Below are 25,506 nucleotides of genomic sequence, written 5' to 3'. Positions count from 1 at the left end.
TACTAATTTCAAGCATTTTAAGATTAATTTTATTCCCCCAACACATATAAGTGTAGCAGACCATGTAAGTTGCTATGAAACCAAATAACTTGAAAAAGTTATTAATCACTTCCAATTTTACTCGGGCGATGATTCCCCCCGGATCATCAGCCCTTTTCTTATCAAAAATAGAGTTTCTTAAGCCCGCTTAATTTTCTTATTTGTATTTAATGGCTATGAATAACATGGATACACAAAAAACTATCTCTAAGAAAAAAATAACCATATATTCCTCTTTAGAAACTACAAAAGCTATTTCTAGTTTAGAGCAATTTGCCAATATGTATGAAATACCTGTTGTTGTCATTCAAAAAATTAATATTGCCATCAAAGAACTCCTATCTAGTATTTTAGATTATACAGCTTTCAAATCCCAAGAAACAGCTATTGATCTAGTATTTTCTTTATCCAATACTGGCAAGCTAATCATAGAATTGCAGTATAAAGGAATAGCTTTCAACCCTTTTTTTCCTACCAATCAAGTTCGTAAAGAACACTCTATTCTAGAAGACATCGGAAGCCTAGGACTGCATTTGGTACGAAAATGTATGGACACCTACTACTATCAACGAGACAACCAATTAAATACTGTTTTTATGTGCAAGAATCGGGTCTAATGTTATAGTAGTTAGCTGCGCTGCTACTTCGTGGTCGTTGATTAGTTCGCTACGCTCATGAGGGCGCAAGCTTAGTTTTTTACTTTTTTAGCTCGCTACGCTCGTGAGATCGCAAGCTTAGTTACCAAAAAGATAAAAAAGCACATTTATATTAGTTTACTTCGTGAGTGCTGCGCAGTTGATAATCAAAATTTTAACACAAAACACAACAAAGACACAACTTGCTGATTATCAAACCAATAAAGTTTAGCTGCGCTGCTACTCCGTGGTTTCAACGAACTATTGATGTTAATAAAAATAGAGTTCTACTCACCCTGTCCTTCTTTTTTCCAAACTTCTATTTGTAAGTCATCTATATAAATCGGATCCAAATTATTATTCCAAGGGTAAATTTTAAGAACATCTGTTTCTTTAGCATCTTCAGGTATTTGTTTCCACATCACCAAGTTCACCCATTTTCCATAAGCCTGTCTATCTCCTTTTTTTAATCTAGGGTCTATTGCCAACCCTTCCCAAAACAACTGCTTGCCATCTCGTTCTAAAGAAACAACCATATTAGCGGATTTGGCTACTTGCCTTACGTGGTGTTTTTTTAACCCAGCAAAAGCAACCTTCACATAATCACCAGGTTGAATTTTGGCAGATGCCAACATTCCTGAATATCCTTTGCCGTATTGTGCTCTGCCTTCTTGACTAGACAAGACACAAGAGAATAAACCTCTTGCTGCTGTTTCTTTCGTTGTTTGCCCTGCCAAATCGCTCGTTTCATAATTTTGCTCTGTAACAATATGACTCCAAATCACACCTTCAGGCTTTAGTGCTTTTGTTGTCCATGTTTCTACAGTAAAATCATCTAAGTACAAATCTCCACCTACAGGGTTCCAAGGGTAAATTTTCAAACGGTCACCTTCTTGCACCTCCTTAGGCACCTCATACCAAACAGACAGTGTTTCCCATTTATCAACAAACTGCTTATTTTGTTCTTTTAGTAAATCTTGAATTGGATAAGTTGTATAATTTAACACAGAATCGCCTCTTTCAAAACTAACCACAAGAATTCCTTTTACATCCTCAGGTTTGACAATTACTTTTGAAGGTTTCATGCACGCAAAAGAAATACGATACCACTCCCCTTCTTTCTCCCCTTGCACAGTAGCATCTACACCTGGACCAAACGCCCGCTTATTACTTAATTTAAAATAAAGTCCTGAAGATTCAGACTGCTTATGCTCATTGCCATATTCTGTTGGATCTCCATTTTGGGGCACCCAATTATAATCGTTATCATACATCAAATAATCAAATCGAACACCATCTGGCTGAACAACAGCTTTAGGGAAAGTAACATTTTTATCAATTGTTGAGTAATCTTCTCCACAACTCCACAAAAAAGACACACTTAGAACAATTAAGATATTTTTTATATTTACTTTCATTTTAATAAAATTGATGTTTAAGAATAGCCTACTGAAACCTCCTAATCATGGCGAACGTAGAACCCCCTATGGGAAATTCCATAAATAAAGCCAGCCAAGCTAAGCTAAGCAGTCTAACAGGTCTTGCCAGCCACTACTACAAATATAATTATTATATTTTAAGTAGAATGTCCTTCGCTCTGTTTTGTCTTGGCATTCCTTTTGAATTCACTTTTAATAGTAAAGGATTAGCCCCTTGTCTTTTCTTCTCTACATTACTTTAGTTAGTAGTTAGCTACACTGCTACTTCGTGGTTTCAACGAACTATTGCTTAGTAGAAACGCAATTAGTCAATACGTTTTTTTACAGCGTAATGTTTAATCCCAAAATTACTTTTTCTTAAATTTTTCTTCCTAATGAATCGAAAAATACTCCATAGAATCGGATTTGGTCCCAATAGACAGAGTTTAGAGCGTATCAATACAATTGGTTTTGAAGCCTATCTTGAAGAACAGCTAAATCCTTCTAATCAAGAGTCACCAAAATTAATTGAACAACGAAGAAAATTCAAATTCATTCAAGAGGAGTCGGAGGCAGCAGGGCAACCATTTAGATTTCTTGATGCCCAACTCTCTGAGCTTTGGGCATTGGTAAAAAAAGAAGCACATCAAACAATACCTGCTGCTGAAGTAATCATTAATACCTGCCTCAATGCGATCTACAGTCCTTGGCAACTTAGAGAAGTGATGGTTCATTTTTGGCACAACCACTTCAATGTCAGTATTCATGCAGATGAACGCATTGCTGCAACATTGCCCTTATATGACAAAGCTGTTATTCGTAAAAATTGCTTTGGAAATTTTAGAACCTTTTTAGAGGATGTAGCCACTAGTCAAGCAATGTTATTTTATTTAAACAATGCCTCTAGTCGAGCTAGTCCTGCCAATGAGAATTTTGCAAGAGAACTCTTTGAGTTGCATACCTTGGGCAAAGACAACTATCTCAATCATATTTATAACAAATGGCGAGATGTTCCAGGTGCGACAGAAGGTCAGGCAATTGGTTATATTGATGAGGATATTTACGAAGCAGCCCGTGCCTTTACAGGATGGACGGTTGCTGATGGGGCTTGGACAGAAAATGGAGATAAACCTCATACAGGAGAGTTTTTATACCTAGAAAAATGGCACGACAATTATCAAAAACGAATTCTAGGGGTAGAGTTTGAAGCAAACCAAGGGCCATTGGCTGATGGACGGAAAGTATTAGACTTACTCGCAGCACACCCAGGAACGGCTCGTTTTATCTGCCAAAAGTTGTGCATTCGTTTTATAGCCGATGATCCTCCTGAGTCAATTATCACGAAAGCAACCCAAACATGGATGCAAGAACAAGATTCTCCACAGCAAATTCGGGCTGTGCTCAAAACCATCCTTTTATCCAAAGAATTTCGTCATGCTCTAGGCAATAAAATTAAAAATCCTTTTGAATTACTTTGTTCTATGGTTCGAATATTGGACTTGGATTTTATGCCCAATCTCAACCTACAATGGATGTTAGAACAAATGGGCTATCATTTATTTTCTTGGACTACGCCTACAGGACATCCCGATCAAGCCTCTTATTGGCTCAATAGTAATATGATGCTCAAACGCTGGAATAGCATCCCATCTATTCTATTTGATAATTGGCATAAAATGGCAACATTTGACGTAGATGACTTGCTTCCTCCTTCGGTGCAAAGCAGTAAAGAAATTGTTCAATTTTTTGTTCAGAAAATACTAGGTAATACACAACAACTTTCCCAAGAACAGCGACTCATTCGTATTCTACTAACAGAAGATCAAACAGAAGATGATTCGCCACGTACTTATGGTAAAGAAGATCGCCAATATCGCTTTGCTCATCTCATTGCTCTTATTTTGATGTCACCTCAATTTCAATACCGTTAATTATGATGATAAATAGAAGAAATTTCCTAAAAGGCTTGGGTGCTAGTGTCGCTTTATCTAGCATTCCAGGCGTACAAAGCTTTGCTTACAATCCTTTGCACCTCAACAATCCAAAAGATGAGATTTTTGTCTTTGTTTTTTTAAAGGGAGGATGTGATGCGCTAAATTTTGTTGCTCCAATGGGTGATCATCATTATGCCAATGCTAGGCTAAAGAGCTTACAAGTTCCAGAAAATGCGACATTGACACTAAAAAATGGCTTGGGAGGACTTGACTTTAATATTCATCCAAAGGCAAGCGCCTTGAAGGAGCTATACGATAATGGCGATATGGCTATTGTTCATGCTGTAGGATTATTAAATGGCACTAGGAGTCATTTTGAGGCAACTAAACTGATTGAACAAGGCTTGTCTAAAAACAACAGTAGTGCCCAAGGCTGGATGACTCGTTATTTTGAAACCATTTCAAACACAGGAACTTTGCCTGCTGTCTCGGTTGGAAACAATGGTCTATCTCCTGCCTTAAAAGGCTACTCTCAAGCCATTTCAATTGATTCTATTCAAGAATTCAAACTAATTGGTGAACCTATTTTGCAAGAAGTATTAACCGAATTTTACCAAGGAGATACCATGCTACATCAAGCTGGTCAACAAACACTTTCCACGATTCAAATGCTACAGAAAAAACAAACCGAACACCCTCCTTATCATCCAGAACATGGAGCCGATTATCCTAGTACGTGGGCTATCAAAGACTTTGCAAATTCCTTAAAAAATTTAGCGCACTTAATCAAGCTAGATACAGGCGTTCATTTTGCTACCGTAGAGTATGATGGCTGGGATCATCACGAAAATCAAGCCTACCATTTTCCTCTGCGCCTAGAAGGGCTTTCAAACGCATTGGCAGCTTTTTATAATGACATGACGAAATATCACTCTAAACTAACCATCGTTGTTATGAGTGAATTTGGTCGAAGATTAAAATCAAATCGTAGTGGAGGGACAGACCATGGCTATGGAGGGCTTGCATTAATTTTAGGTGGACAAGTAAAGGGTGGAAAAATGTATGGGAAATGGCCTGGATTGTCAAGCCATCAATTAAACAACCATGTAGATTTAGAAATCACAACAGATTACAGAACTATTTTAAGTGAAATACTACAAAAGCAAATGAAGCATCAACATGTAGAAACTGTATTTCCTCATTTTGACACAGCTCAAATGCTTGGTTTCTTATAGAAGTTCTTTAAAATTCTATCGTTGTGTGGAATCAGATGTCGGAAATAGTTTTTCTTTTATCTTGTACAAAGCTCTCCAAAAATAAATATTGGCTTTTACTAAAATATAAAAAACAAAAGCAAAAGGACGCAAAACATTAAAAAATATACTCTTACGCAGCGATATTTCGGGGACAGAATGGTTAAACAAACCATAATAAAGATAAGTTTGATATTCCAAATGTACTTGCCCTTCTTGCTCAAACTGCCTAAACAGTTGTTCCAATTCCTCTAAAGCCTTAGGAGGCATCTCTAATTGTTCTTTCTCCAAAGTCATTTGGTAGTACTGCTTTAACATAGACCAATCAAGCCACTGTTGATTTTTAAATTTCTGTTGAGCAAAACCATTACTATAAAATTCTTCCAAACGATTTTTATCTGGAAGTTTTGCTAATATCCCCTCCTCATTGTGATAATGTTTTAAGAAGGTAAGATACGCATTGGTAAATGTTTTAGGAATGCCTAATAATTTATTCTGCAAGACAAGTACATAGCTGTTTAATCTTAAAATACGCTCAAACTCGATCCCCATGCGAAGAGCATCGTATTTATTAAACGTCTCATCAATGCACAAACAATCAATTGAATCTTCCTCTATATTGGTCAGAATAGGCAAGGCATTTAAGCTCAAAAAATTAGTTTTATCTCGAAGCTTGTCTTTTAAATAGACATGATATTGGGGATCCGAGGAAACAGAACAGACCAAATGAACGTGTTTGTGTAGCAATTTGCTCAACTGACCATTATGCGTATGAACATCCATGACAACATACTTCTTGCCCAATTGCAGTTCGGTTTTCAGAAATTCCAACACTGTTAAAGGATACTGTGGAGACAGCTCAAATATATTTTCATAGAAAGTTGTGGCATTCATACATTCAATTTCCTTAAGTTTTCTTAGGAGCGTAAACAGGTATTTCTTGACGTCCTAATTCTCGCCAAGCCTGTATTATTATACTAAAATCGGCACTACTAGTATAATCCTTTGCATAGAACAAATTAATTCGATGAAGAGTTTGTTCCTCTGTCGGTTTTATTTTAAGTGTGTCTATAGGTGTCAAAATAGCATGGAGCAATTGCGGTAATTTTGAATTGTTTGAATTCGGCACATACCCTACCCATGTTTTTTTTCTTGTTAATACCAAAATTATATTACGAAAGAAGCCTAATCGATTCTTTATAAAAAGAAAAAGAATGGGAGACAAAACAAGGAAAAATAAACTATAAACGATATCTAAGAGCTGTTTGTTTCGTTGTTGAATAGAGTTTGCAATATTAAAATTAATATCTACTGCATACAAGTCTCCTGCGCTATTTTTTGAGTTCGAACCAATGATGTAAGTGCTATTTTGAGGCACAATTTTGTAATTCATACCTGGTCCTAATCGAGTCATCCAATAGATAATTTGTTCAAAACTAATGTTCTTTCCACAGAAAATCAGTTCATTGACCTTATAAAAATGAGTCAATGACTCCAAGTCGTTGACATCTCCTAATAACGCTGCTAAATTAGCCTCTCCAGTTGTACCAACCGTCCCTATAAAATTAAAATCTACATGCGCTTGATAGAGTAAATTTAACACACGCTTGCTTTCCTGCTCGTCCCCTACAATTACAACATTTCGCTGTTGAGAAGTACTCCAAAAAATCGTGTTATTTTGCAACAAAGAAACCAAACTTCGATTCAAATAAGCGGCTATAATCGTCCAAAGAGTTCCCAATAAGATTAACATTCTAGAAGAACGAAGCTCTTGAGGGAATAAAGCATAAATGGAGGTGATAGCAACCATACCCAACAATACTCCTGTCAAAACATGTTTTGTCCTAGCATGTTTGTCATACCCCCCTCTCAAATAAATTCCACCAATCCACATTAGAACATAAAAAGGGAAATTGAAATAAATCAATGTTGGATTACTATCATAATAACTAGCATCTTGGAATCGAATGTGCGCCCAAATATCCTTGATAACAATCAAACCACCATAAGCTACTAGAGCATCCAAGACAAATAAAGAACCTCGTTTAAGAAAATTAGATAGCAAGGTCAAGAAAGCCCTGAAATAAATTGCAAATTGAAGCATCAAGATAAACAACCCCGCTTTAGAGCCTTGAAAATGCTTTTGAGTAAAGATGATCATTGCCTCATAGAAAGTTTTTACGTAATTCAAACTTCCTTTTTTAGTGCTTTCTCCTTTGTAATGAATTATTGTTGTATCTGAGTAATAATAATTTTTATACCCACCTTTGATAATTCGATACGACAAATCAATATCTTCCCCATACATAAAAAACGCTTCATCCCAATACCCAACCTCATCCAATACTTTCTTTGGAACGAGCATAAAGGCACCTGACAATACATCTATTTCATGATTTTCATCCTTGTCTAAATAGCCCAAATGATACCGATTAAAACGCTTCGACTTTGGAAATAACTTGGAAAACCCAAAGGTTTTATAAAATGCTACTTCTGGCGACGGAAAACCTCGTTTGGATTCTGGCAAGAAAACTCCCGTTCCATCAATCATTTTGACCCCTAACCCACCAATCTGAGGGTTTTCGCTCATAAAGTCAATTACTTGCTCAAAGGTATCTTCTCGAACAACTGTATCAGGGTTTAAAAATAAAATATACGCTCCTTTTGCTATTTCTATCCCTTGATTATTTGCCGTAGCAAATCCTGTATTTTGTGTATTGGCAATTAACCGAACCCAAGGAAATTTTTCTTGAACCATACTCACAGAGTTGTCCCTAGAGTTGTTATCCACAACAATGACTTCTGTTTCGACATGTTGAGCAGCCTTTTGAACAGACAATAAAGTCTGCTCTAAAAAATAAGGTACTTTGTAACTAACAATAATAACTGATAGTTTCATTTTGTTCGGAGTCGCCAAGCGATTTGGTATTGGATATTTTACAATGGTTCTGAATGCATTTGCTAAGTCAATGTACGCTCAACCTAGCCAACTATTCTACAATTAAACATCTTATAAGAAGGCGCTAAGATACCAAAGAAATTACGTTTTGTCGCATTGTCTTTCAGTTTTGACAAAAGAATAACGTCCTTTTTGTTGATCAAGTCTCTTTAAGATAAATCGAATGACAAAATTTTAAAAAACAAGACATATTGTCATTTCACCAGAACACAGAAATGCCATTATGACACCAAAAATCAATTGGCACAGCACTTGAAAAATACTAAGTGACATTCAATTAGTTAAAACATTAAATTTTTAGTTATGTTACCAGTAAAAAGTAATTTGCTACCAACTGTCTCTAAATTTTTTGACGACGATTGGAATTCATTATTTAATTGGTCAAATCGAAATTTTGCCAACAACCGCACCACATTGCCTTCTGTAAACATTAAAGAAACAACAGATGAATATTGTGTAGAAGTGGCTGCCCCTGGTATGAAAAAAGAAGATTTTCATATAGAATTGGACAATAACACCTTGACCATTAAAAGCGAAGTCGAACACGAAAATGAAGCCACAGAAGGGGAAAACTTCACTCGTAAAGAGTTTTGTTACCAATCCTTCCAACGCTCGTTTAATCTAAATAATAGAGTAGTTGACGATAGCAATATAAAAGCAACTTATCAAGACGGAATTTTAAGCTTAACCTTACCTAAAAAAGAGGAAGCTAAAAAGAAACCTGCCCGTCAAATTGAAATTTCTTAGATTATTACCAATATAACCAGACAGCGCCTCCATGCTGTCTGGCATTTTTATGCTCATAATACATTATGAATGAATAGCAATGCCCACTCTCTATGTAAGAAATAGGTGCTATTATTAATTTATTAAATGATAGAATTTTAGTTTACTCTCTCATAATCAACAAACTAAAATAGCTTACATACTACTATTTTCACATAACATTCAAGTAATAAAAAATTGCAATCATGAAAAAAAATCTTATTTTTTCAGGTTTGATTGCTTTGGTAATCAGCCTATCTACAGTTAGTATTTTTTCATATCTCAATGCTAACCATTCTAACAAAACGGTCAAAATAGAACACATCAATCATACCGCTAGCAAAAATGCCGTTTACTCAATGGACGATGCAGGCAATGTCATACCTTTAGATTTTAATGCTACTGCTGAAAAAGTATTGGATGCTGTGGTGCATATTAAATCAACGCAGATTTATCCCAGTCGAAATTCATCGTTTCAAGAGATCCCCGCACCACTTCAAGATCTTTTTGGCAATAATCTAGAGCAATTTTTTGGTCCTAACCCTAGATTTAGAAACCCTCCTACTCACCCTAGATCAAATCAAGCTCCAACTAGAGTTGGTACAGGTTCTGGGGTGATCATTAATCAAGAAGGCTATATTGTCACCAACAATCATGTGATTGCAAATGCTGATGATGTAGAAGTCACCTTGCATGATAACAGAACCTATAAAGCAACAATCATTGGAACAGATCCTTCTACTGACTTAGCACTCTTACAGATAAAGGAAAAAGACTTGCCTAGTGTTCCCTTTGTCAACTCAGACCAAGTCAAAACAGGACAATGGGTACTTGCTGTTGGCAACCCGATGGGTTTAAATTCAACAGTTACAGCAGGCATCGTTAGCGCAAAAGGAAGAAGTATTAATATCTTAAAAGATAAATACGCTGTTGAAAATTTTATTCAAACAGATGCAGCTATTAATCCAGGAAATAGTGGTGGTGCCCTTGTTAATCTTGAAGGAGGTTTGGTTGGCATTAACACAGCTATTGCTAGTCCTACAGGTTCTTTTGCTGGATATGGGTTTGCCATTCCTGCCAACATTGTATCTAAGGTCGTGCAAGACCTTATTGAATATGGAGTTGTTCAGAGAGGAGTCTTAGGAATTATGATTCGTACCATCGATGGGAACTTTGCCAAAGAAAAAGAGTTGAATTTAACACAAGGAGTCTATGTCGATAGCCTTTTAAAAAACAGTGCTGCCGCTAAAGCAAATGTACAAATTGGAGATGTTATTACAGCCGTAAATGGGATTCAAGTTAAGACAAGTTCTGATTTGCAAGAAATTGTCGCTCGACATCGCCCTGGAGAATCTATCCAGCTTTCGATTGATCGAAATGGCAATACCCAAACTATTGATGTGATTTTGAACAATAGGGACGGAAATACAAAGCTCTTGGATAAATCAAGTAGAACAACCATAAAAACTATTGGTGCTGAAGTAGAAAATATTAGTGCTGACTTAGCCGAAAAATTAGGTATTGATGGAGGGGTGAAAATTCGAAAAATTCATGCTGGCAAACTAAGTAAACAAACTCAAATGAAAGATGGCTTTATTGTCACACATATTGATGGAAAAACGATTCACTCTGTTGAAGAATTTACCAAAATTTTAGCTCAAAAAAGTGGTGGGGTCATGCTAGAAGGAGTTTATGAAGAGGTTCCAGGTGCTTATTATTATGCCTTTGGAATATAACTCATTCATTAATAACTACCTATTAGTCTATGTTAGCATAAGAGGTTTATCTTAAAAAGTTCATTCTGCTCTATTGCTATCAACAAGTTGTCAATCATAAAAAAACAGTGAGGTCAAAAACTTCACTGTTTTTTTTATCATTAAACCCAATCCAATAAGGTATTATTAAGAACAACTAATTCGACACCAAAATAGTATCCAATAGCTCCAAATATTGATTTTCTTTCTCTGTCATCAATGCTTTGTCCTTGGGTTCTTTGTCTTTGTACCCCATCAAATGCAACAATCCATGTACCATCACACGATGTAATTCACGGTTAGGAGTAACGCCAAAGATTCCAGCATTTTCTGTCGTTCTTTCAACACTAATAAAAACATCCCCTTCTACAAAGTCCTCATTATATTGAAAAGTAATGACATCTGTATAGGTATCATGTTGTAGGTGTTCTACATTCATTTTATACAAATAAGCATCGCTACAAAAGATATAAGCAACATTTGCCAAGATCCAATTTTCATTTTTAATGACCTGTTTTAGCCATGTTTGAATTATAGTAGAGTCCTCCAACTCAAAATCAATTCCTTCGGAATGAAAGGTAAGTTCCATATCTATTTTTTATAATCTAAAATTTTAGAGGCTGCCCAAACCAAAACAATCCCGACTAAGTTTTTTAACTTAGTCGGGATTCAGTGTCAAACACCTAAGTTTGATGCACCTATATTTCTACTGCAAAGAAAATTCTAAGGTTACTAAACGCCCATCGTCACTAAAAGTAACGGCATCTGAAAGTTGTCTCATCAAAAACACACCACGTCCTCCAGGAGTAAGTATATTTTCGGGGGCAGTTGGATCAGGCAAAGTATCGGGATTAAATCCAGACCCCTCATCTTGAACCGTAAAGCAAATTTTTTGATTGGAACAGTTGGTAGAAACAAAAACTTTTTTTGCTGCTTTGGCACTGTTTCCATGTATAATAGCATTGCTCACGGCTTCTGTTAGAGTGATTAGCATATTACCATATAACTCTTGATTGATCTCATATTTTTGAACTACTTGAGTCACATAAGGTTCTACCTCTGCGATATTTTTAGGATGAGAATCAAGGGTTAAGTTAAGTGCAAGTTCAGTCATTAGAAAATGTTGGTTTTTAGTTTTTTAATCATCAACAATTGTGCATGGTTGGAAAATTGTTTATTTGTCTCCAAATGGCGGCAAATTTTAGTTAAATCCAATAATATTAAAGCTCCCTAATTCTTCAATATTAAATCCATTACACAGTAATTGATTTTAATTTAATGCTCTAAAATACTTTTCTACGAGATTTTTGTAATAAGGTTTCAAAGAAGGTGAAACAGTTTTAAACATTTCTACTTGACCTTGACGCTTTTTTAGATACTCCTCCAATGCTGGTGGCATTTTAGGAACATATTTATCTGGGCGTTCTGCTTTTCTTTTTTCATCCAATTCACGTTCACGTTCTGCATTTTCTGCTTGTAGCAAACGGGTTAAAATATCTTTTTGACGTTTTTGCATATCGTTAGGCAAACGTTTGTTGACCAAATCCGTTTCTACCTTATCCATAGCATCTATCATTTCTTGCAATTCTTTTCCACCACCTTTCCCTTTTTTCTGACCTTTCTTTTTCGCATCCTGCAACGCTTTTCGGATGGCAGCTTGTTTGGCAGCCATTTGCGCAAATTGTTTTCCACCAGGCATTTTTCCCTGCTTCATCATCTCCTTCATTTTTTCCATTTGCTTATTCAGCTGCTCTTGCATTTGTCTCAAGCCCCCCATTCCTGGCTTTTTGCCATCTTTGCCCATACCTTGCCCCTGTCCACCAGGTTTTCCCTGCCCAGGTTTTTCACAAACTTGTGTTCCAGGCATCTGCTGCGCCATTTGTTGTTGCATTTGGTCCATTGCTTCATTTAGCATCAAAGCCAAATCATTGACCCCAGTCATTGTATACTGTTGTTGTACAACAGCCGTACGTTTTTGGCGTTCTTCCAATGTTTCAACACTCTTTTTGAGCGTTTTCTTTACTTCTGTCACTTTTTCAGTAACAAACGCCTCAATTTGGTAAACACGTTTACTCAAAGCCTGCAAGCTATCTTCAATATGACGGAAGTCATCTTTCAACTTATCCTGCTTTTGCACTAATTTTACATAGGTTGGCGTATTAGCTATTGTAATATTAACGTCATCAATCAAATCTTCCTGTTCAAAAGACATGTCTACCAAATTCTCCAACAACTGGCGCATACTTTTAACATCTTGTTGCATCTGCTGCATCTGATTCATTTGCATCATTTCTTTCATCTCCTTAGACATTTCCTTCATCTTCTGAGCAGCATTTTTTTGAGATTTTGACGCTTTTTTATTGTTCTTCTTTTGAAGTTGTTGGCTACTATTCTGAAGATTTTCCTGAACATCTTGCTCTTGCTGATCCATTTCCTCGCTATCCATGTCCATAGGACTTTCTAATTCTTCGTTTTTCTCCTTCGCCTCTTTTACCTTCTCCATTATTTGATCAAACTTCTTATTGATTTCTTCCTGCTTCTTCTCCAACTCCTCTTGGCTCATTTTCTTTTTATCTGCACCATCTTTCTTATCCTCTTGCTTTTTGTCTCCGTCACCATCCTTTTTATCTCCACCATCTTTCTTATCTTCTTGATTTTCTTCTATTTTTTCGTTTTCAGAAGCATTCTCTTCTGCTTGTTTGCTCAACTCCTCTTGTTCTTTAGCTAAAGAGTCCAATTCATTAACCGCATCTTCCATTGCCTTTTCGACCTCCATTTTCTTAAACAACTCCAACATACGGTCCAACTCCTTTTCCATTTCTTCCTCACTCATTTTAATTTCATCCAGTTGCTCTTTGAGTTTTTCTTGATCCATTTCATTCAACATTTCTTCCATTTCCTGGAACAACTCCTTCATTTCATCATTCATTACCTCATCAAACAACTTTTGAAGCATCTCCTGTTTTTCTGCAATTTCTTTGCTTACTTTCTGATACTCCTCCTGTTTTTGAATATTTTCATCAAAGTTGTCTTTTGCTTCTTGAATTTCCTCTTCAATCGCCTCTCTCTCCTTGATAAGTTTCTCCAATTCTCGACGATCTTGCCAATTCATATCTTTCTTTTGCAGAATTCTATTTTGCACTCGCTTAACATCATCGCCTAATTTCTTCATTTTCTTAATGGCATCCTCCAATTCATTCTTAATCTCAGCATTGTTCGTCGTCTCGTTTTCTTTCAATTCCTCTACGGTAGGCATTTCATAGTACATCACAGGAGTTTTTACCGATTTGCTACCACTGACACCATCGTTATCAAATGCTTGAAAATAGTAGCTCAATTTATCTCCAGGTCTTAGGTTTAAATCTTTTACATTAAGGATATGATCGTACGTTGTTTGCTTGCCTTTTGTGATTGCCATTGACATTTTATCTTCCTTAACAACCTGATCTTGGCGCTCAATTTTGTAATTAAAATTTAATGCTCTCAAACCATAATCATCTGACGCCTCCCCTACAAAGTAAACAATCTTATCGTTCAAGCTATCTCGATTAGATTGTACGTCTATTGATGGGTACATATCAGGAATTAACGTCAGAGAATAAGAAATAGAATCACCTGTTGGCAATTCTTTATTGCCAATAAATATTTTATAGGTTCCCTCTTTTAACACACGCTTTTTAATAGAAAAAGCAGCTTCGCCCACTTGAGTAGTTTCTGTTTTTTCCTTTTCTCCTGGAAATTGAACATTCAGAGTATTGGTATTAATAGATTTAAACAACCAATCAATATTTGTCCCCACAGGTACTACCAAGTCTCCAATCCCCGTAATTGATTCATTTTTGCGCCCAGTATAAGAAGGATAATTTAAATTAATATCAAAATCCGCTACTTGGGGTTTTTCTAAGACATCAATATCATAACTTTTAGAAATCACTCCATTGGCAGTTAAATTAAATTTAGTGTCTTTGCGTAATTCTACAAATGTATATTTAAATGTATTGGGGCTTTTTTTCTCTAATTTATATTTATAATTATCAACCTCAATAAACACCTCATTGGGGAGTGCTTCTCCATCGACATGCACCTCTAAGTCATAATTGTTGTATTGCACCACTTTTCGCTCTTTATCTTCAACAATAAAACTAAATAGGGCTGCTTTTTCAAACTCTTTATTGTTATTAATAATACGACCAGCACTTTCTTCCAAAATATTAGATGAAAACAATAATAACAACAACAACAATAACGGAGGCAACGCATAGCGCAAATAACGTTTGTTTTCTTTCAAGTCAATGGCAGCTGTGAAAGGGACAGGCTTTAACGTCTGAATTTTCTGATTAATACTAGCCTCCACCAATGCAGAGTCCGCATAATTCATTTGTTCTTTTAGTTGTAATACATTCAGTAACTTATCTTTTACATTTCCAAAGTGACGACCAATAATTTTAGCAGCTTGTTCGTGAGAAATAACAGCTCCTAATTTAAAATATTGCAACAATGGTCGAAACACCAACGCTCCCAACGTTATAATACTGATTCCTAAGAAAGAGTAAAATAGTACTTTACGAAGCTGCATTGAAGAGGTTGTAGCTGTAAAGTAATAATACTCTAGCAATGAAAAGCTAATAAATGCTACTAATAAAACACCAATGCTATACAAACTCCCTCTAATAAGGTTGTTCATATAATATTTGCGAGTAAATTGGTCGATTTTCTCAATTAGGGATTGATAGTTACTATTTTGCATATTTTGTCCTCCTACTTTGATGTTTAAGGGATTTGACACGCTCCTCTTATGAACATGTCTAGCACATTAAGATACTTGTTTTCAAGCTAAATAGATGAGCTATTTAGAAAACTTTAACGTTTTTAACAGGATATTTGACATTCGTTTAATACAAGTATGAAATTGAATAAAGGGTGTCGTATAAAATAAAAGATAGATATTTTTTCTAATTAAGACAAAAAGCCGAAAAATAGCGAGCTATTTTATGGCGACATAAATTATTCCATTTCGTATTACCTCAAATTACTACTAAAAACAAAAAACAGCCATCTATTTTAGTAGATGGCTGAGATGACAGGTTCTGTCTTTTGTCTTTATATCGCTTACTCTTTTGGAGTGCTGCTAGTAGCTTCTTTTTCTATAAAGTTCTTAACAGCCAAAGAAGTCAAGGACTTAGGTCGCTCCAAAGGCATACCCAATGCTCTAGACCATACACCAGATGCCAATACTCCCATTGCACGAGACACCCCAAACAATACAGTATAGAAGCTAAAGTCTTTTAATCCATAATGCATCAACAAAGCACCAGAATGAGCATCAACATTAGGCCAAGGATTTTTCACCTTACCCAAATCTTGCAATAATGGTGGAACGATGTCAAACAACTTCCAAACTATTTTTACGATTGGGTCGTCATTGATGTAATCTTCAGCAAAAACACGTTGTGCCATATAGCGTGGGTCTGGTTGGCGCAACACAGCATGTCCATAGCCAGGGATCACTTTTCCTTCTGCCAAAGTTTTGTGGATGTAGTCTGCAATTTGGTCTGAACTAGGTGTATCTGTCCCTAAATCGTCAACCATTTGAAGAATCCACTTAATAACTTCTTGGTTAGCCAAACCATGCAATGGTCCAGCCAAAGCATTCATACCGCCAGACAAAGAATAATAAGGATCACTTAAAGTAGATCCTACTAAATGTGTTGTATGTGCCGAAGCATTTCCACCTTCATGATCTGCGTGAATAGTCAAGTACAGACGCATCAAGCTCAGAAAATCAGGATTATCACTTACGCCCAACATGTGCGCAAAATTTGCTCCCCAGTCCAACTCTGGATTTGGTTCGATGTGCTTGTTATCAAAATATGTACGACGATAAATATAAGCCGCAATACGTGGCAAACAAGCGATTAAGTTCATCGTATCTTCGTAATACGCATCCCAATAATCTTGCTTGCTAATGCCTTCAGCATAACGCTTAGCAAAAATACTTTCTGTTTGCATCGACAAGATTGCCGAACTAAATTGTGTCATTGGATGCGTTGTTGTTGGCAAAGAATCCAACATTCTGAACGTATGTTCTGGAACATTAGAACGTTTTTTCCATTCTTCCGTTACCCATTTAACTTCTTTATCTGTAGGGATATCTCCAACGAGCATCAGCCAAAATAAACCTTCTGGCAATGGTTCTTTACAACCCTCGGCTTTGGGCAATGCTTTGCGTAATTGACGGATAGAGTAACCTCTGAATCGAATCCCTTCGTAAGCATCCAACTCTGATGTTTCCCAAATCATACTCTTCATACCACGCATACCACCAAACATTTGGCGGATAGAAACTTTATCGATTACTAAATCTCCATGTTCTTTAAGCATATCTTTATTTGCTTTGAATAAAGCAAATGCCTTAGCTTGAAATCTTTGTTTTAAAATATCCATTTAATCTTTTTTTGTTGCATATAAATCGACTCTCTACAGAGTTAAATATTGTCTTATCGCAAAATTAACAAATTTTATTAGAATTTCATCGGGGCAAGATAGACAAATTTTGTAGGCTTTCTAAATGTTCTGAGTCTTTGTTTGGGGCACTTTCTACAATTTTTGATTTTATCAACCAAAAAATCAAAGAAGCGACTTGACACGGTTATTTATTGTTGGGTTATTATCCAGCATTTCCCCCTTCAACCTCCTATTAATCAACCTACTGAAACATTCCACAAAAGATTGTTTTTGAGGTAGACACATGCTCTCTTTTCTCGATCACTTTTTGTAACAATATTTCTTCAAATATTGTTCTTGTAAAGATGCTTATTTTTTATGAAAAAAACAAGTCCTTTTTAAGGAACATCTCTTCACAAATTTAGCCTCAAATTCTGCTACCTTCCCCACTCCAACACTTTATACAAGTACTGACCATAACCACTTTTTTTGTATTTATCAGCAGCTTGTTCCAACAGTTCTTCATTGATAAAACCTTGTCGATAAGCGACTTCTTCTATACAACCAATTTTTAAACCTTGGCGTTCCTCAATTACCTCTATAAATTGCCCTGCTTGCATCAACGATTTATGTGTTCCTGTGTCCAACCATGCCACACCACGTCCTAGTGGCATTACTTTTAATTTCCCTTTATTTAAATAATGCTTGTTAACATCTGTGATCTCATATTCTCCTCTAGCACTTGGTTTCAAGTTTTTAGCGACTTCGATAACAGAATTATCATAGAAATACAGTCCAGGGATAGCATAGTTAGACTTAGGTTGTTTGGGTTTTTCTTCGATAGAATAGGCCATATTATCATCATCAAAAGCAACGACACCATATCGTTCAGGGTCGGCGACTTGATATGCAAAAACAATTCCTCCATCTGGTTGATTGCTCTGCTTTAATAATTCGTTGAGATTGCTACCATAGAAGATATTATCTCCCAAGATCAAAGACACACTATCATTCCCAATAAATTGTTCCCCTAGTACAAATGCTTGCGCCAGACCATTAGGAATAATTTGTTCTTGATAACTAATCCGACAGCCTATTTGAGAGCCATTACCCAATAACTTTTGGAAGTTGGGTAAGTCATACTGCGTAGAAATAATTAAAATCTCTCGAATGCCTGCCGACATCAAGGTAGACAATGGGTAATAAATCATTGGTTTGTCGTACACTGGCATCAATTGTTTGCTTACTGCTAGTGTCAAAGGGTAAAGACGTGTTCCCAAGCCTCCTGCTAAGATAATTCCTTTCATAAATCTAGTTCGTATATATTATATTAATCTTTCTGTTTTCGATTTCCAATTATACAGATTTTTTGCTCTCTTCCTTTGCCGGCTTTTTTTGGCATAAACTGTGCATTACAACATGAATATAAATAGATTGCTGAGTTGGATTAAGAGAAAAAACACCGCTTATTGAGTGTACAAACTTAAAAAAAAATTAAACTACTCGGTCAAACACAATAAAATATTATTGTAAATCATTTTAAATTCAAGTATTTTGTCCTTTGCGAATAGAATAACAAATCAATCATTTCGCAAATACAATAAATAAGCCTTACTTTTGTAATGAAAAAGAGTAAGCTAAGTATTTTTGCTTTCTTTCCCAATAGGTGGATGCTTACAATAAATGACTTATAAAATGACTATAAATTTTAGCAAATAATCAAGTACGGAACCTATTTAGAATGGTCTCTTGCGAGTTTTTTCGACCAATTAGATGCATAATTTATTCATCCATAAACAATCATTTATTACAATCATACACTTACTATCTAAATTTATAGGTTGTGTTTTTTGGAGAATTGAAGCTATATTGAGGACAATTATCGGTAGAGTTTGTTAAAATTTTAGATTCTTTTTAGCCAAGGGCTTATGAGTAAGGTCTTGTTTTGGGTATTAATAGGACTTTTTGAGGGTTAAGTAACTCTATTCTTATCTTAAACTACTAGACAAGTTAAAACAAATTCAAAACCAAACCTTTGCAACTTGAAGTTTTTCAACACCCTCCCGAACAGCCTCATTTATAGAATATTAAACAAACCAATTAACACACTTTCACTTGTTGATTCTTTTTAAAACTTAAGCAACAGAATGAGAAAATTATATATTACCCTGCTCTTATCTGCTATGTTTGTTGGGCTTACAAATGCTCAAAAAACGCTTCCTTGGAAAAAACGCCTCAAAATGGCTCAAGACTTTGAAAAACAAGGCGACTACTACCAAGCAGCAGTATATTATGAAGGCATTTACGCTGAAAAAAGTGATAAACCAGAATACACTTACAAAGCTGGTAATTGCTACTATGCATTGAGAGACTATGCCAACACTGTCAAAGCATTGGAACCTGTCAAGGATCAAAACGATACTTATGACAAGCCTGGATACAAATATGCGTTAGCTTTAAAACAAACAGGGCAAGCAGAAAAGGCAAAAGTTGCTTTTGATAAATTCATTAAGAGTTATGCATCCGATAATGAAGATTACAAAGCCCTAAAAGAAGCTTGTGAAAACGAAATAAAAGGTTGTGATTTTGCTTTAAATGAAAAAACACATACTAATGCTGCGATTAAAATAGAGTTGTTAGATGCTAAAATAAATAGTAACAAAACTGAGTTTGCTCCGATTCCTTTTGATGATAATATCCTTTATTTTTCTTCTTTGGCAACAGGATCTGCAAAAGTATACCGCAGTCAAAAAAATGGCGAAAACTGGTCTCGTCCTCAAGTTCCTCAAATATTTGAAGGAAAAATGGCAAAACCTCATTTTGGGAATGGTACCTTTACAGAAGACAACGAGCATTTTTACTTTACACAATGCGATTTACCAGACAGAAAACCTTCTTGTGCCATCTATGTGATGAACAAAATCAGTGACGACGAATGGTCAGAGCCTATTTTGCTTCCTGATTATATCAACGAAGCGGGTGCCAATACAACGCATCCTTTTGTAGTGACCACAGATGACAAAGAGATCTTGTACTTTGTTTCAGACCGCGAAGGCGGGCGTGGAGGTTTGGACATTTGGTTTACCACACGTGCTGTTGGGAGTTCTAGCAATAACTTTACGTTACCTAAAAACTTGGGTAGAAATATCAATACTCCTGGCGATGAAATTACACCGCATTATGACAAAGCGGAAGGTATTCTTTACTTTAGCTCGGATGGTCGTGTAAGTGCTGGAGGCTTGGATATTTTCAAATCGAAAGGAGAGAAATTACAATGGGAAGTGGCTCAAAATTTAGGATTTCCTCTAAATTCTTCTGCCGATGACCTTTACTATACTGTAAGCGAGGCACATGGCGGTGGGTATTTTGTCTCCAACCGTTTGTTGGCACCGAAAAAATCAGCAACAACTGACGACGATATTTTTTACTTTGGTGAAAACAAAATTGTTGTAACCATCAGTGGAATGATTACGGATGCGAACTACCCTGACAATGGAGCCCTTTCTGAAGTTAATATCAAACTTTTTAACGAAGATGAATTGGTTGAAGAGCGTATGTTATCAATCGCTGAATATCGTTTCAAATTAGCGCCTAAAAAACAATATACGGTTGAAATTTCTAAAGAAGGTTATAACTTAGCTAGCTTCGACATCAACACAAGTGAGTTTGTTCATTCTGAAGATGTTATCAAAGACGTTGCTCTAGAAGTTCCTACCGTAGAACCAGAAGAAGTAGATTGGGATGCTGTCAAATTCCGCATTGTGCCTCCTGAATATGATTCTCGTGACAATCCGTACTCTTTTCCTAGCGAACCAATTGATCCAGTAACTGGAGAAGCATACGAAGGACCTTACTTAGAGATATACAATCAAATAAAAGAAGATGTCGCTGATTTATCTACTGAGAGTAAAGTTTACTACGATGGTCCCGATGGCGAGTTACTGCCTTATATGGGAGACATCAGTTCTACGGTTGAAGATGAACCAGTATTTGAAGAAGAACCATTCATTGAAACACCTGTTGAAAAAATCTATCCAGAAGAAGCTGCTCCAGAAGGCACTGTTTATATTATCCAAGTCGCAGCGGTTCGCCGTTACAAAAGTTACAAATACGAGGATTTAGAGTCGGTTGGGAAATTAGCTTTTGAAGATATTCACGATGGTATTCGCCGAGTGATGGTTGTTCCTAGCGAACTTACAGACGATGGTCTAGAAGGGTTCAAATCCAAAGGAGAAGCATTAAATACCCTTTCTTATATTATTAATAATACACGTTTTGAAAATGCTTTTGTTATTAAAGTGGTTAATGGCGAACGAGTTGGCGAAGGTTTCCGTGGCTGGGATGAACCAGAGGACGGAACTTCCGAAACCTTTGAAGAAGAAGAAAGTCTGAACGAGGATTATGAAGGTTTTTAATTGAAACACCTACTCAAAGACTAAAAAGAAACAATCCCTTACATATTAATAGAATAATTGTTAGTGTTTCAGATTTTAGAGACAACCTTGTTTTTTCATTCGGGGTTTACCTAAAATCTGAAACGTTCAAAGTTAGGGCATGTGCTGTTATCAACATGGATAGAACGCTTTTATTGTAGTTGTTTTATCGGGCAACCAATGATTTTCAAGAACTCCCATTACTTGTCTTCCCAACAAAGAATTTACAGAATGAAAATAACACATTTTACTTTGCTTATTGCTTTTTTGCTTGCTCCAAGTATGAATGCACAGAATCAACTTCCTTGGAGAAAACGAGCTAAAATGGCTGCAGATTTTGAAAAAAGTGGCGATTTGTACCGTGCGGCAGTATACTATCGAGGCGTTTATGAAGAAAAAAAAGATAAGCCTGAATACAGCTTCAAAGCTGGTCGATGTTTCCTCGATTTAAGAGATTACGAAAATGCTGTCAAATCGTTGGAAGTTGTAAAAGATGATAATAACAATCCTAAATATGACAAGCCTGGGTACAAATATGCCTTGGCTCTCAAACAAACAGGCGCTGCTAATAAAGCAAAAGAGGCATTTAACAGCTTTTTGTTAAGTTATCAAGGAGACGATAAAGAGCTATACCGAGAATTTGTTGAAAATGAGCTAAAAGGTTGCAACTATGCCTTAAAAGCACAACAATATACCAATCCTGCCGTTACAATCGAGCATTTGAGTCCTAAGGTAAACAGTGCTAAAACTGAATTTGCCCCCATCCCTTTTGCGAATGATGTGCTCTATTTTTCTTCTACAATCAAAGGAGTAGCAAAGATTCATAGGACTGTCAAACAAGCAGATGGTTGGGTGCGTCCTCAAGTTCCTTCTATTTTTGTTGGCAAAATGGAACGTACACATTTTGGCAATGGTTCATTTACACAAGACGGCAATCGTTTTTACTTTACTCAGTGTGATATTATTGACGGCAAACCTCAATGTGCCATTTATTTAATGGAGAACTTGGGAGGTGGGCAATGGTCTGCTCCAACGATCTTGCCAGACTATATCAATCCTGACGATGCCAATACCACCCATCCTGTGGTTGTCACCTCAGATAATCAAGAAATTTTATACTTTGCTTCCAATCGAAAAGGTGGAAAAGGTGGCTTGGACTTGTGGTATACAACTCGTCCCGTAAACAGCAATATCAAAAGCTTTACTTTGCCTAAAAATTTAGGGAGAAATGTCAATAGTATTGGAGACGAGATTAGCCCTTTTTATCACAAACCAACAGGAACCCTTTATTTTAGTTCTAATGGTCGTGTGAGTGCTGGTGGTTTGGACATCTTCAAATCTAAGGGGGAAAAGCTACAGTGGGAAGTTGCCCAAAATTTAGGCTTTCCTGTCAATTCGGCAGCAGATGATCTATATTATACAATCAGTGAAGCACATGGTGGAGGATATCTAGTTTCTAATCGTCCATTTGAGCCAGAACGTTCTACAACAACAGATGATGATATTTTTTACTTTGGTATTGAAAATATAGAGCTGGCAATATCTGGTGCTATTCGAGATTCGGATTATCCCGAACGAGGTCTATTGAAAGATCTTAACATTAAGCTTTTTCAAAAAACAAACTTGGGCGATGAAGAATTGATTGACGAACGTATACTGGCGGTTGGAGAATATGAGTTCAAAAATTTAGAGCCTAATACTTCTTACATTATCTCCATCGAAAAAGAAAATTTTCAAGTAGCTAGTTTCCCATTCACAACAGGAAGCCAATCAGAGAATATTAGTAATGATGTTGAATTAATCGCTCGGACAGATATTGTTCTGCCTCCAAGAGTAGATCCACAAGACATCCGTTATTACATCATGGCAGCACATTACAACTCTAATAGCAATGCTTATCAATTGCCTGTCGATCCCATTGACCCTAATTTAGGGATTGAATACACAGGAGACACCTTAAAAATTTTCTATGAGTTAGATGCTATTGCAGGATTGGGAGATTATCGAAAGTTATACTATGACGAAGATGGAATTCCTCAGCCTTATCATGAGCCTCAAATCGTCAAACAAGAAGACATTAAAGAACTGCCTATTTTCCCTGGACCTTACCCTCCTAGTCCAATTGCCCCTCCATCGGTTGTGTACAAAATTCAAGTATCTGCTGTCCGTAAATTTAGAGCTGATAAATACGAAGTTTTAAAAGAAATTGGTCGTTTATCAACAGAAAAAATTAGCAGTGGTCTGAAACGAATCTTAGTGGTTAGCAAAGAAACCAACGAGGAAAACATTGACGGTTTTAAAAGAAAATCCGATGCTCTTAACGCACTTTCTTACGTATTAAACAACTCAGGGTTTGAATATGCTTTTGTTATCAAGTATGTTGATGGAGAGCGTGTTGGAGAGGGCTTCCGTGGATGGAATGAAGAAGAGGGCTTGGATACCGATACCAAACCTGATGGTCGTATTCCCAAAGATGTATACGAAGGTTTTTAAACAAAATCTTTCCACCTTCCTATTGCCAAATACTGAACAAACTTACGTTTTAAACGCTTTTTCAGTATTTGGCTTTAATATCCAATCCATTACCATACATTTTGTTTATCTAAGTTTGATGTGATACTCTCTGAGATCGAACGTCGTTTGATTATAAATTGCAACGGCTGTTACAGATAGTTATAAATTGGTACCAATAAAAATACAATAGCCAATACGGCTAAAGCGATACCAAATAGAACAACGATCCTCATACTTTTATCCCCTGTTTTGTGATATTTCCATCCTCCCCAAAGTCCACCTAAAGCAACCATCAAGATAAAAATTTTCAAGCCCACACTTGTTGACATTGCACTAAATGACAAGTCGGCATCTCGTTCTATTGCAATCTTCAGAAGGTACTTATTCAATTGCATTCCCAACGACAGCATAAAGCTTAGCATTCCCAACAAAACACTTCCAACGCCCCATAACAGAGGCATCCAACTTCCTTTAGAAGTTTTTTCTTGGCTGTCTAATAATGCTTCTCTTTCCATTAAAGTTCTAGTTTTATGGTATTTCCTTCTAAAAATCGTCCTTCAGAAACACGGATTGCTATTTTTTGCTCGGCTGAAAATCCTATTGTTTCCCCGTCTTGTAGCACAACATCCTGTGCGACAACATAATTAACAATGGACAATAGAAAATCATATAGATCCATTTTTTCTAGCTTGCTATCTAGAACTTCTATTTCTCTTTTTTGAAAATCTTTTAAACCAAATGTATACACACTACTTCCATCTTGACTCCCAATCAAACCAATATAAACCCATAATTGAATAGGAAGCTCTTCTTCTAACAAGAAATTGGCAAAATCTAAGTACAAATCTTTTGGTAACAAAAGTGTTTGAGTTCCTTGATAAATTCCAATAGCTCCAGAAGTCCTTAATATCGAAGCATTTAGTTTTGTCAACATCTTGTAACGCTCCAAGATAGCTACATTTTTACTCGAAAGCACCGTCACAATCGCATGGCTTTGATGATTTCGACAATCTTCTTCAGCGTTTTTCCATAAATAATTGTGAGGAGCAATATCCTCAATATCTTTGGCAGGAATTGGCGCTGGCATACTAGCCAAAGCCACCAATACACCATCAATACTCATCGTAGCAGTCTTTGCATCTCCATTAACGTCCGACACGTCTAACTTCCAATAACTTTTTAAATCGTCTATTACAGCTTGCAAATTATACGAGTCCACCCCATTAAACATCGGCATAGACAACAAAATAGAGGACTCAGACTGTTCTATTGAAAAATCTTTTTCGGTCATTTTCCCTTCTTTTTTTTTATTTTTGAACCAATCAAATAGCCCCATATTTTTTTATTTATTAGAATAC

Annotated in this window: 17 protein-coding genes; 7 read left to right on the top strand and 10 right to left on the bottom strand. The window is 36.2% G+C overall.

Annotation, left to right across the window (positions count from 1 at the left end):
• The first annotated feature begins 224 nt into the window (after nucleotides 1-224).
• The gene (locus CG11_RS12415) at nucleotides 225-656 is read left to right on the top strand and encodes an ATP-binding protein (RefSeq protein WP_052596634.1); all 432 of its coding nucleotides are present in this window, start codon (nucleotides 225-227) and stop codon (nucleotides 654-656) included.
• A 305-nt stretch (nucleotides 657-961) separates the two neighbouring features.
• Here CG11_RS12415 and CG11_RS12410 read toward each other — a convergent pair whose 3' ends face one another.
• A complete protein-coding gene (locus tag CG11_RS12410) occupies nucleotides 962-2,092 on the bottom strand; it encodes a hypothetical protein (RefSeq protein WP_052596633.1) in 1,131 nt (376 codons plus the stop codon).
• Between the two features lie 395 nt (nucleotides 2,093-2,487).
• Here CG11_RS12410 and CG11_RS12405 point away from each other — a divergent pair, with 395 nt between their 5' ends.
• Nucleotides 2,488-4,023, top strand: coding sequence for a DUF1800 domain-containing protein (locus CG11_RS12405; RefSeq protein ID WP_052596632.1), 1,536 nt, complete (start codon nucleotides 2,488-2,490; stop codon nucleotides 4,021-4,023).
• Nucleotides 4,024-4,025: 2 nt separating this feature from the next.
• Nucleotides 4,026-5,261 (top strand): DUF1501 domain-containing protein, encoded by a 1,236-nt coding sequence (locus CG11_RS12400; protein ID WP_052596631.1) that lies wholly within the window; start codon nucleotides 4,026-4,028, stop codon nucleotides 5,259-5,261.
• Between the two features lie 15 nt (nucleotides 5,262-5,276).
• Here the strand turns inward: CG11_RS12400 and CG11_RS12395 are convergent, their stop codons facing one another.
• Both CG11_RS12395 and CG11_RS12390 read right to left on the bottom strand, forming a co-directional pair.
• Nucleotides 5,277-6,173 carry a hypothetical protein gene (locus tag CG11_RS12395; protein WP_052596627.1) on the bottom strand — a complete coding sequence of 299 codons (897 nt, stop codon included), beginning with the start codon at nucleotides 6,171-6,173 and terminating at the stop codon, nucleotides 5,277-5,279.
• A 13-nt stretch (nucleotides 6,174-6,186) separates the two neighbouring features.
• Nucleotides 6,187-8,178 (bottom strand): glycosyltransferase family 2 protein, encoded by a 1,992-nt coding sequence (locus CG11_RS12390; protein ID WP_052596624.1) that lies wholly within the window; start codon nucleotides 8,176-8,178, stop codon nucleotides 6,187-6,189.
• A gap of 363 nt (nucleotides 8,179-8,541) precedes the next feature.
• Here CG11_RS12390 and CG11_RS12385 point away from each other — a divergent pair, with 363 nt between their 5' ends.
• Entirely contained in the window at nucleotides 8,542-8,985 is a 444-nt protein-coding gene (locus tag CG11_RS12385) for an Hsp20/alpha crystallin family protein (RefSeq protein WP_052596622.1), read from the top strand.
• 224 nt (nucleotides 8,986-9,209) lie between these two features.
• Nucleotides 9,210-10,739 carry a Do family serine endopeptidase gene (locus CG11_RS12380; RefSeq protein ID WP_197043838.1) on the top strand — a complete coding sequence of 510 codons (1,530 nt, stop codon included), beginning with the start codon at nucleotides 9,210-9,212 and terminating at the stop codon, nucleotides 10,737-10,739.
• A gap of 175 nt (nucleotides 10,740-10,914) precedes the next feature.
• Here the strand turns inward: CG11_RS12380 and ybeY are convergent, their stop codons facing one another.
• The 5 genes from ybeY to rfbA form a co-directional block, all read right to left on the bottom strand.
• A complete protein-coding gene (ybeY, locus tag CG11_RS12375; protein ID WP_052596618.1) occupies nucleotides 10,915-11,346 on the bottom strand; it encodes an rRNA maturation RNase YbeY in 432 nt (143 codons plus the stop codon).
• 117 nt (nucleotides 11,347-11,463) lie between these two features.
• The gene (locus CG11_RS12370) at nucleotides 11,464-11,871 is read right to left on the bottom strand and encodes an ATP-binding protein (RefSeq protein WP_052596616.1); all 408 of its coding nucleotides are present in this window, start codon (nucleotides 11,869-11,871) and stop codon (nucleotides 11,464-11,466) included.
• 156 nt (nucleotides 11,872-12,027) lie between these two features.
• Nucleotides 12,028-15,504 carry a DUF4175 family protein gene (locus CG11_RS12365; protein ID WP_052596614.1) on the bottom strand — a complete coding sequence of 1,159 codons (3,477 nt, stop codon included), beginning with the start codon at nucleotides 15,502-15,504 and terminating at the stop codon, nucleotides 12,028-12,030.
• 362 nt (nucleotides 15,505-15,866) lie between these two features.
• Entirely contained in the window at nucleotides 15,867-17,201 is a 1,335-nt protein-coding gene (locus CG11_RS12360) for a citrate (Si)-synthase (protein WP_052596613.1), read from the bottom strand.
• A gap of 437 nt (nucleotides 17,202-17,638) precedes the next feature.
• On the bottom strand, nucleotides 17,639-18,508 hold the full coding sequence (rfbA, locus tag CG11_RS12355; RefSeq protein WP_052596611.1) for a glucose-1-phosphate thymidylyltransferase RfbA: 870 nt from the start codon (nucleotides 18,506-18,508) through the stop codon (nucleotides 17,639-17,641).
• An 840-nt stretch (nucleotides 18,509-19,348) separates the two neighbouring features.
• Between rfbA and CG11_RS12350 the strand changes: the two genes are divergently transcribed.
• Together CG11_RS12350 and CG11_RS12345 are read left to right on the top strand one after the other, a co-directional pair.
• Nucleotides 19,349-21,616 carry a hypothetical protein gene (locus CG11_RS12350; protein WP_052596610.1) on the top strand — a complete coding sequence of 756 codons (2,268 nt, stop codon included), beginning with the start codon at nucleotides 19,349-19,351 and terminating at the stop codon, nucleotides 21,614-21,616.
• A 249-nt stretch (nucleotides 21,617-21,865) separates the two neighbouring features.
• Nucleotides 21,866-24,127: a tol-pal system YbgF family protein gene (locus CG11_RS12345; protein ID WP_052596608.1), complete on the top strand. Its 2,262-nt coding sequence runs from the start codon at nucleotides 21,866-21,868 to the stop codon at nucleotides 24,125-24,127.
• Nucleotides 24,128-24,297: 170 nt separating this feature from the next.
• Here the strand turns inward: CG11_RS12345 and CG11_RS12340 are convergent, their stop codons facing one another.
• Together CG11_RS12340 and CG11_RS12335 are read right to left on the bottom strand one after the other, a co-directional pair.
• Nucleotides 24,298-24,663: an LPXTG cell wall anchor domain-containing protein gene (locus tag CG11_RS12340; protein WP_052596607.1), complete on the bottom strand. Its 366-nt coding sequence runs from the start codon at nucleotides 24,661-24,663 to the stop codon at nucleotides 24,298-24,300.
• Entirely contained in the window at nucleotides 24,663-25,439 is a 777-nt protein-coding gene (locus tag CG11_RS12335; protein WP_368667158.1) for a DUF4261 domain-containing protein, read from the bottom strand. The genes CG11_RS12340 and CG11_RS12335 overlap by 1 nt, the downstream gene beginning before the upstream one ends.
• Nucleotides 25,440-25,506: the final 67 nt, after the last annotated feature.

This window comes from Aureispira sp. CCB-QB1 (assembly GCF_000724545.1).
In the GTDB taxonomy this organism is placed as follows: domain Bacteria; phylum Bacteroidota; class Bacteroidia; order Chitinophagales; family Saprospiraceae; genus Aureispira.
Note: the sequence above shows the minus strand (reverse complement) of the source record. Positions and strands in the feature narration are given on the sequence as shown.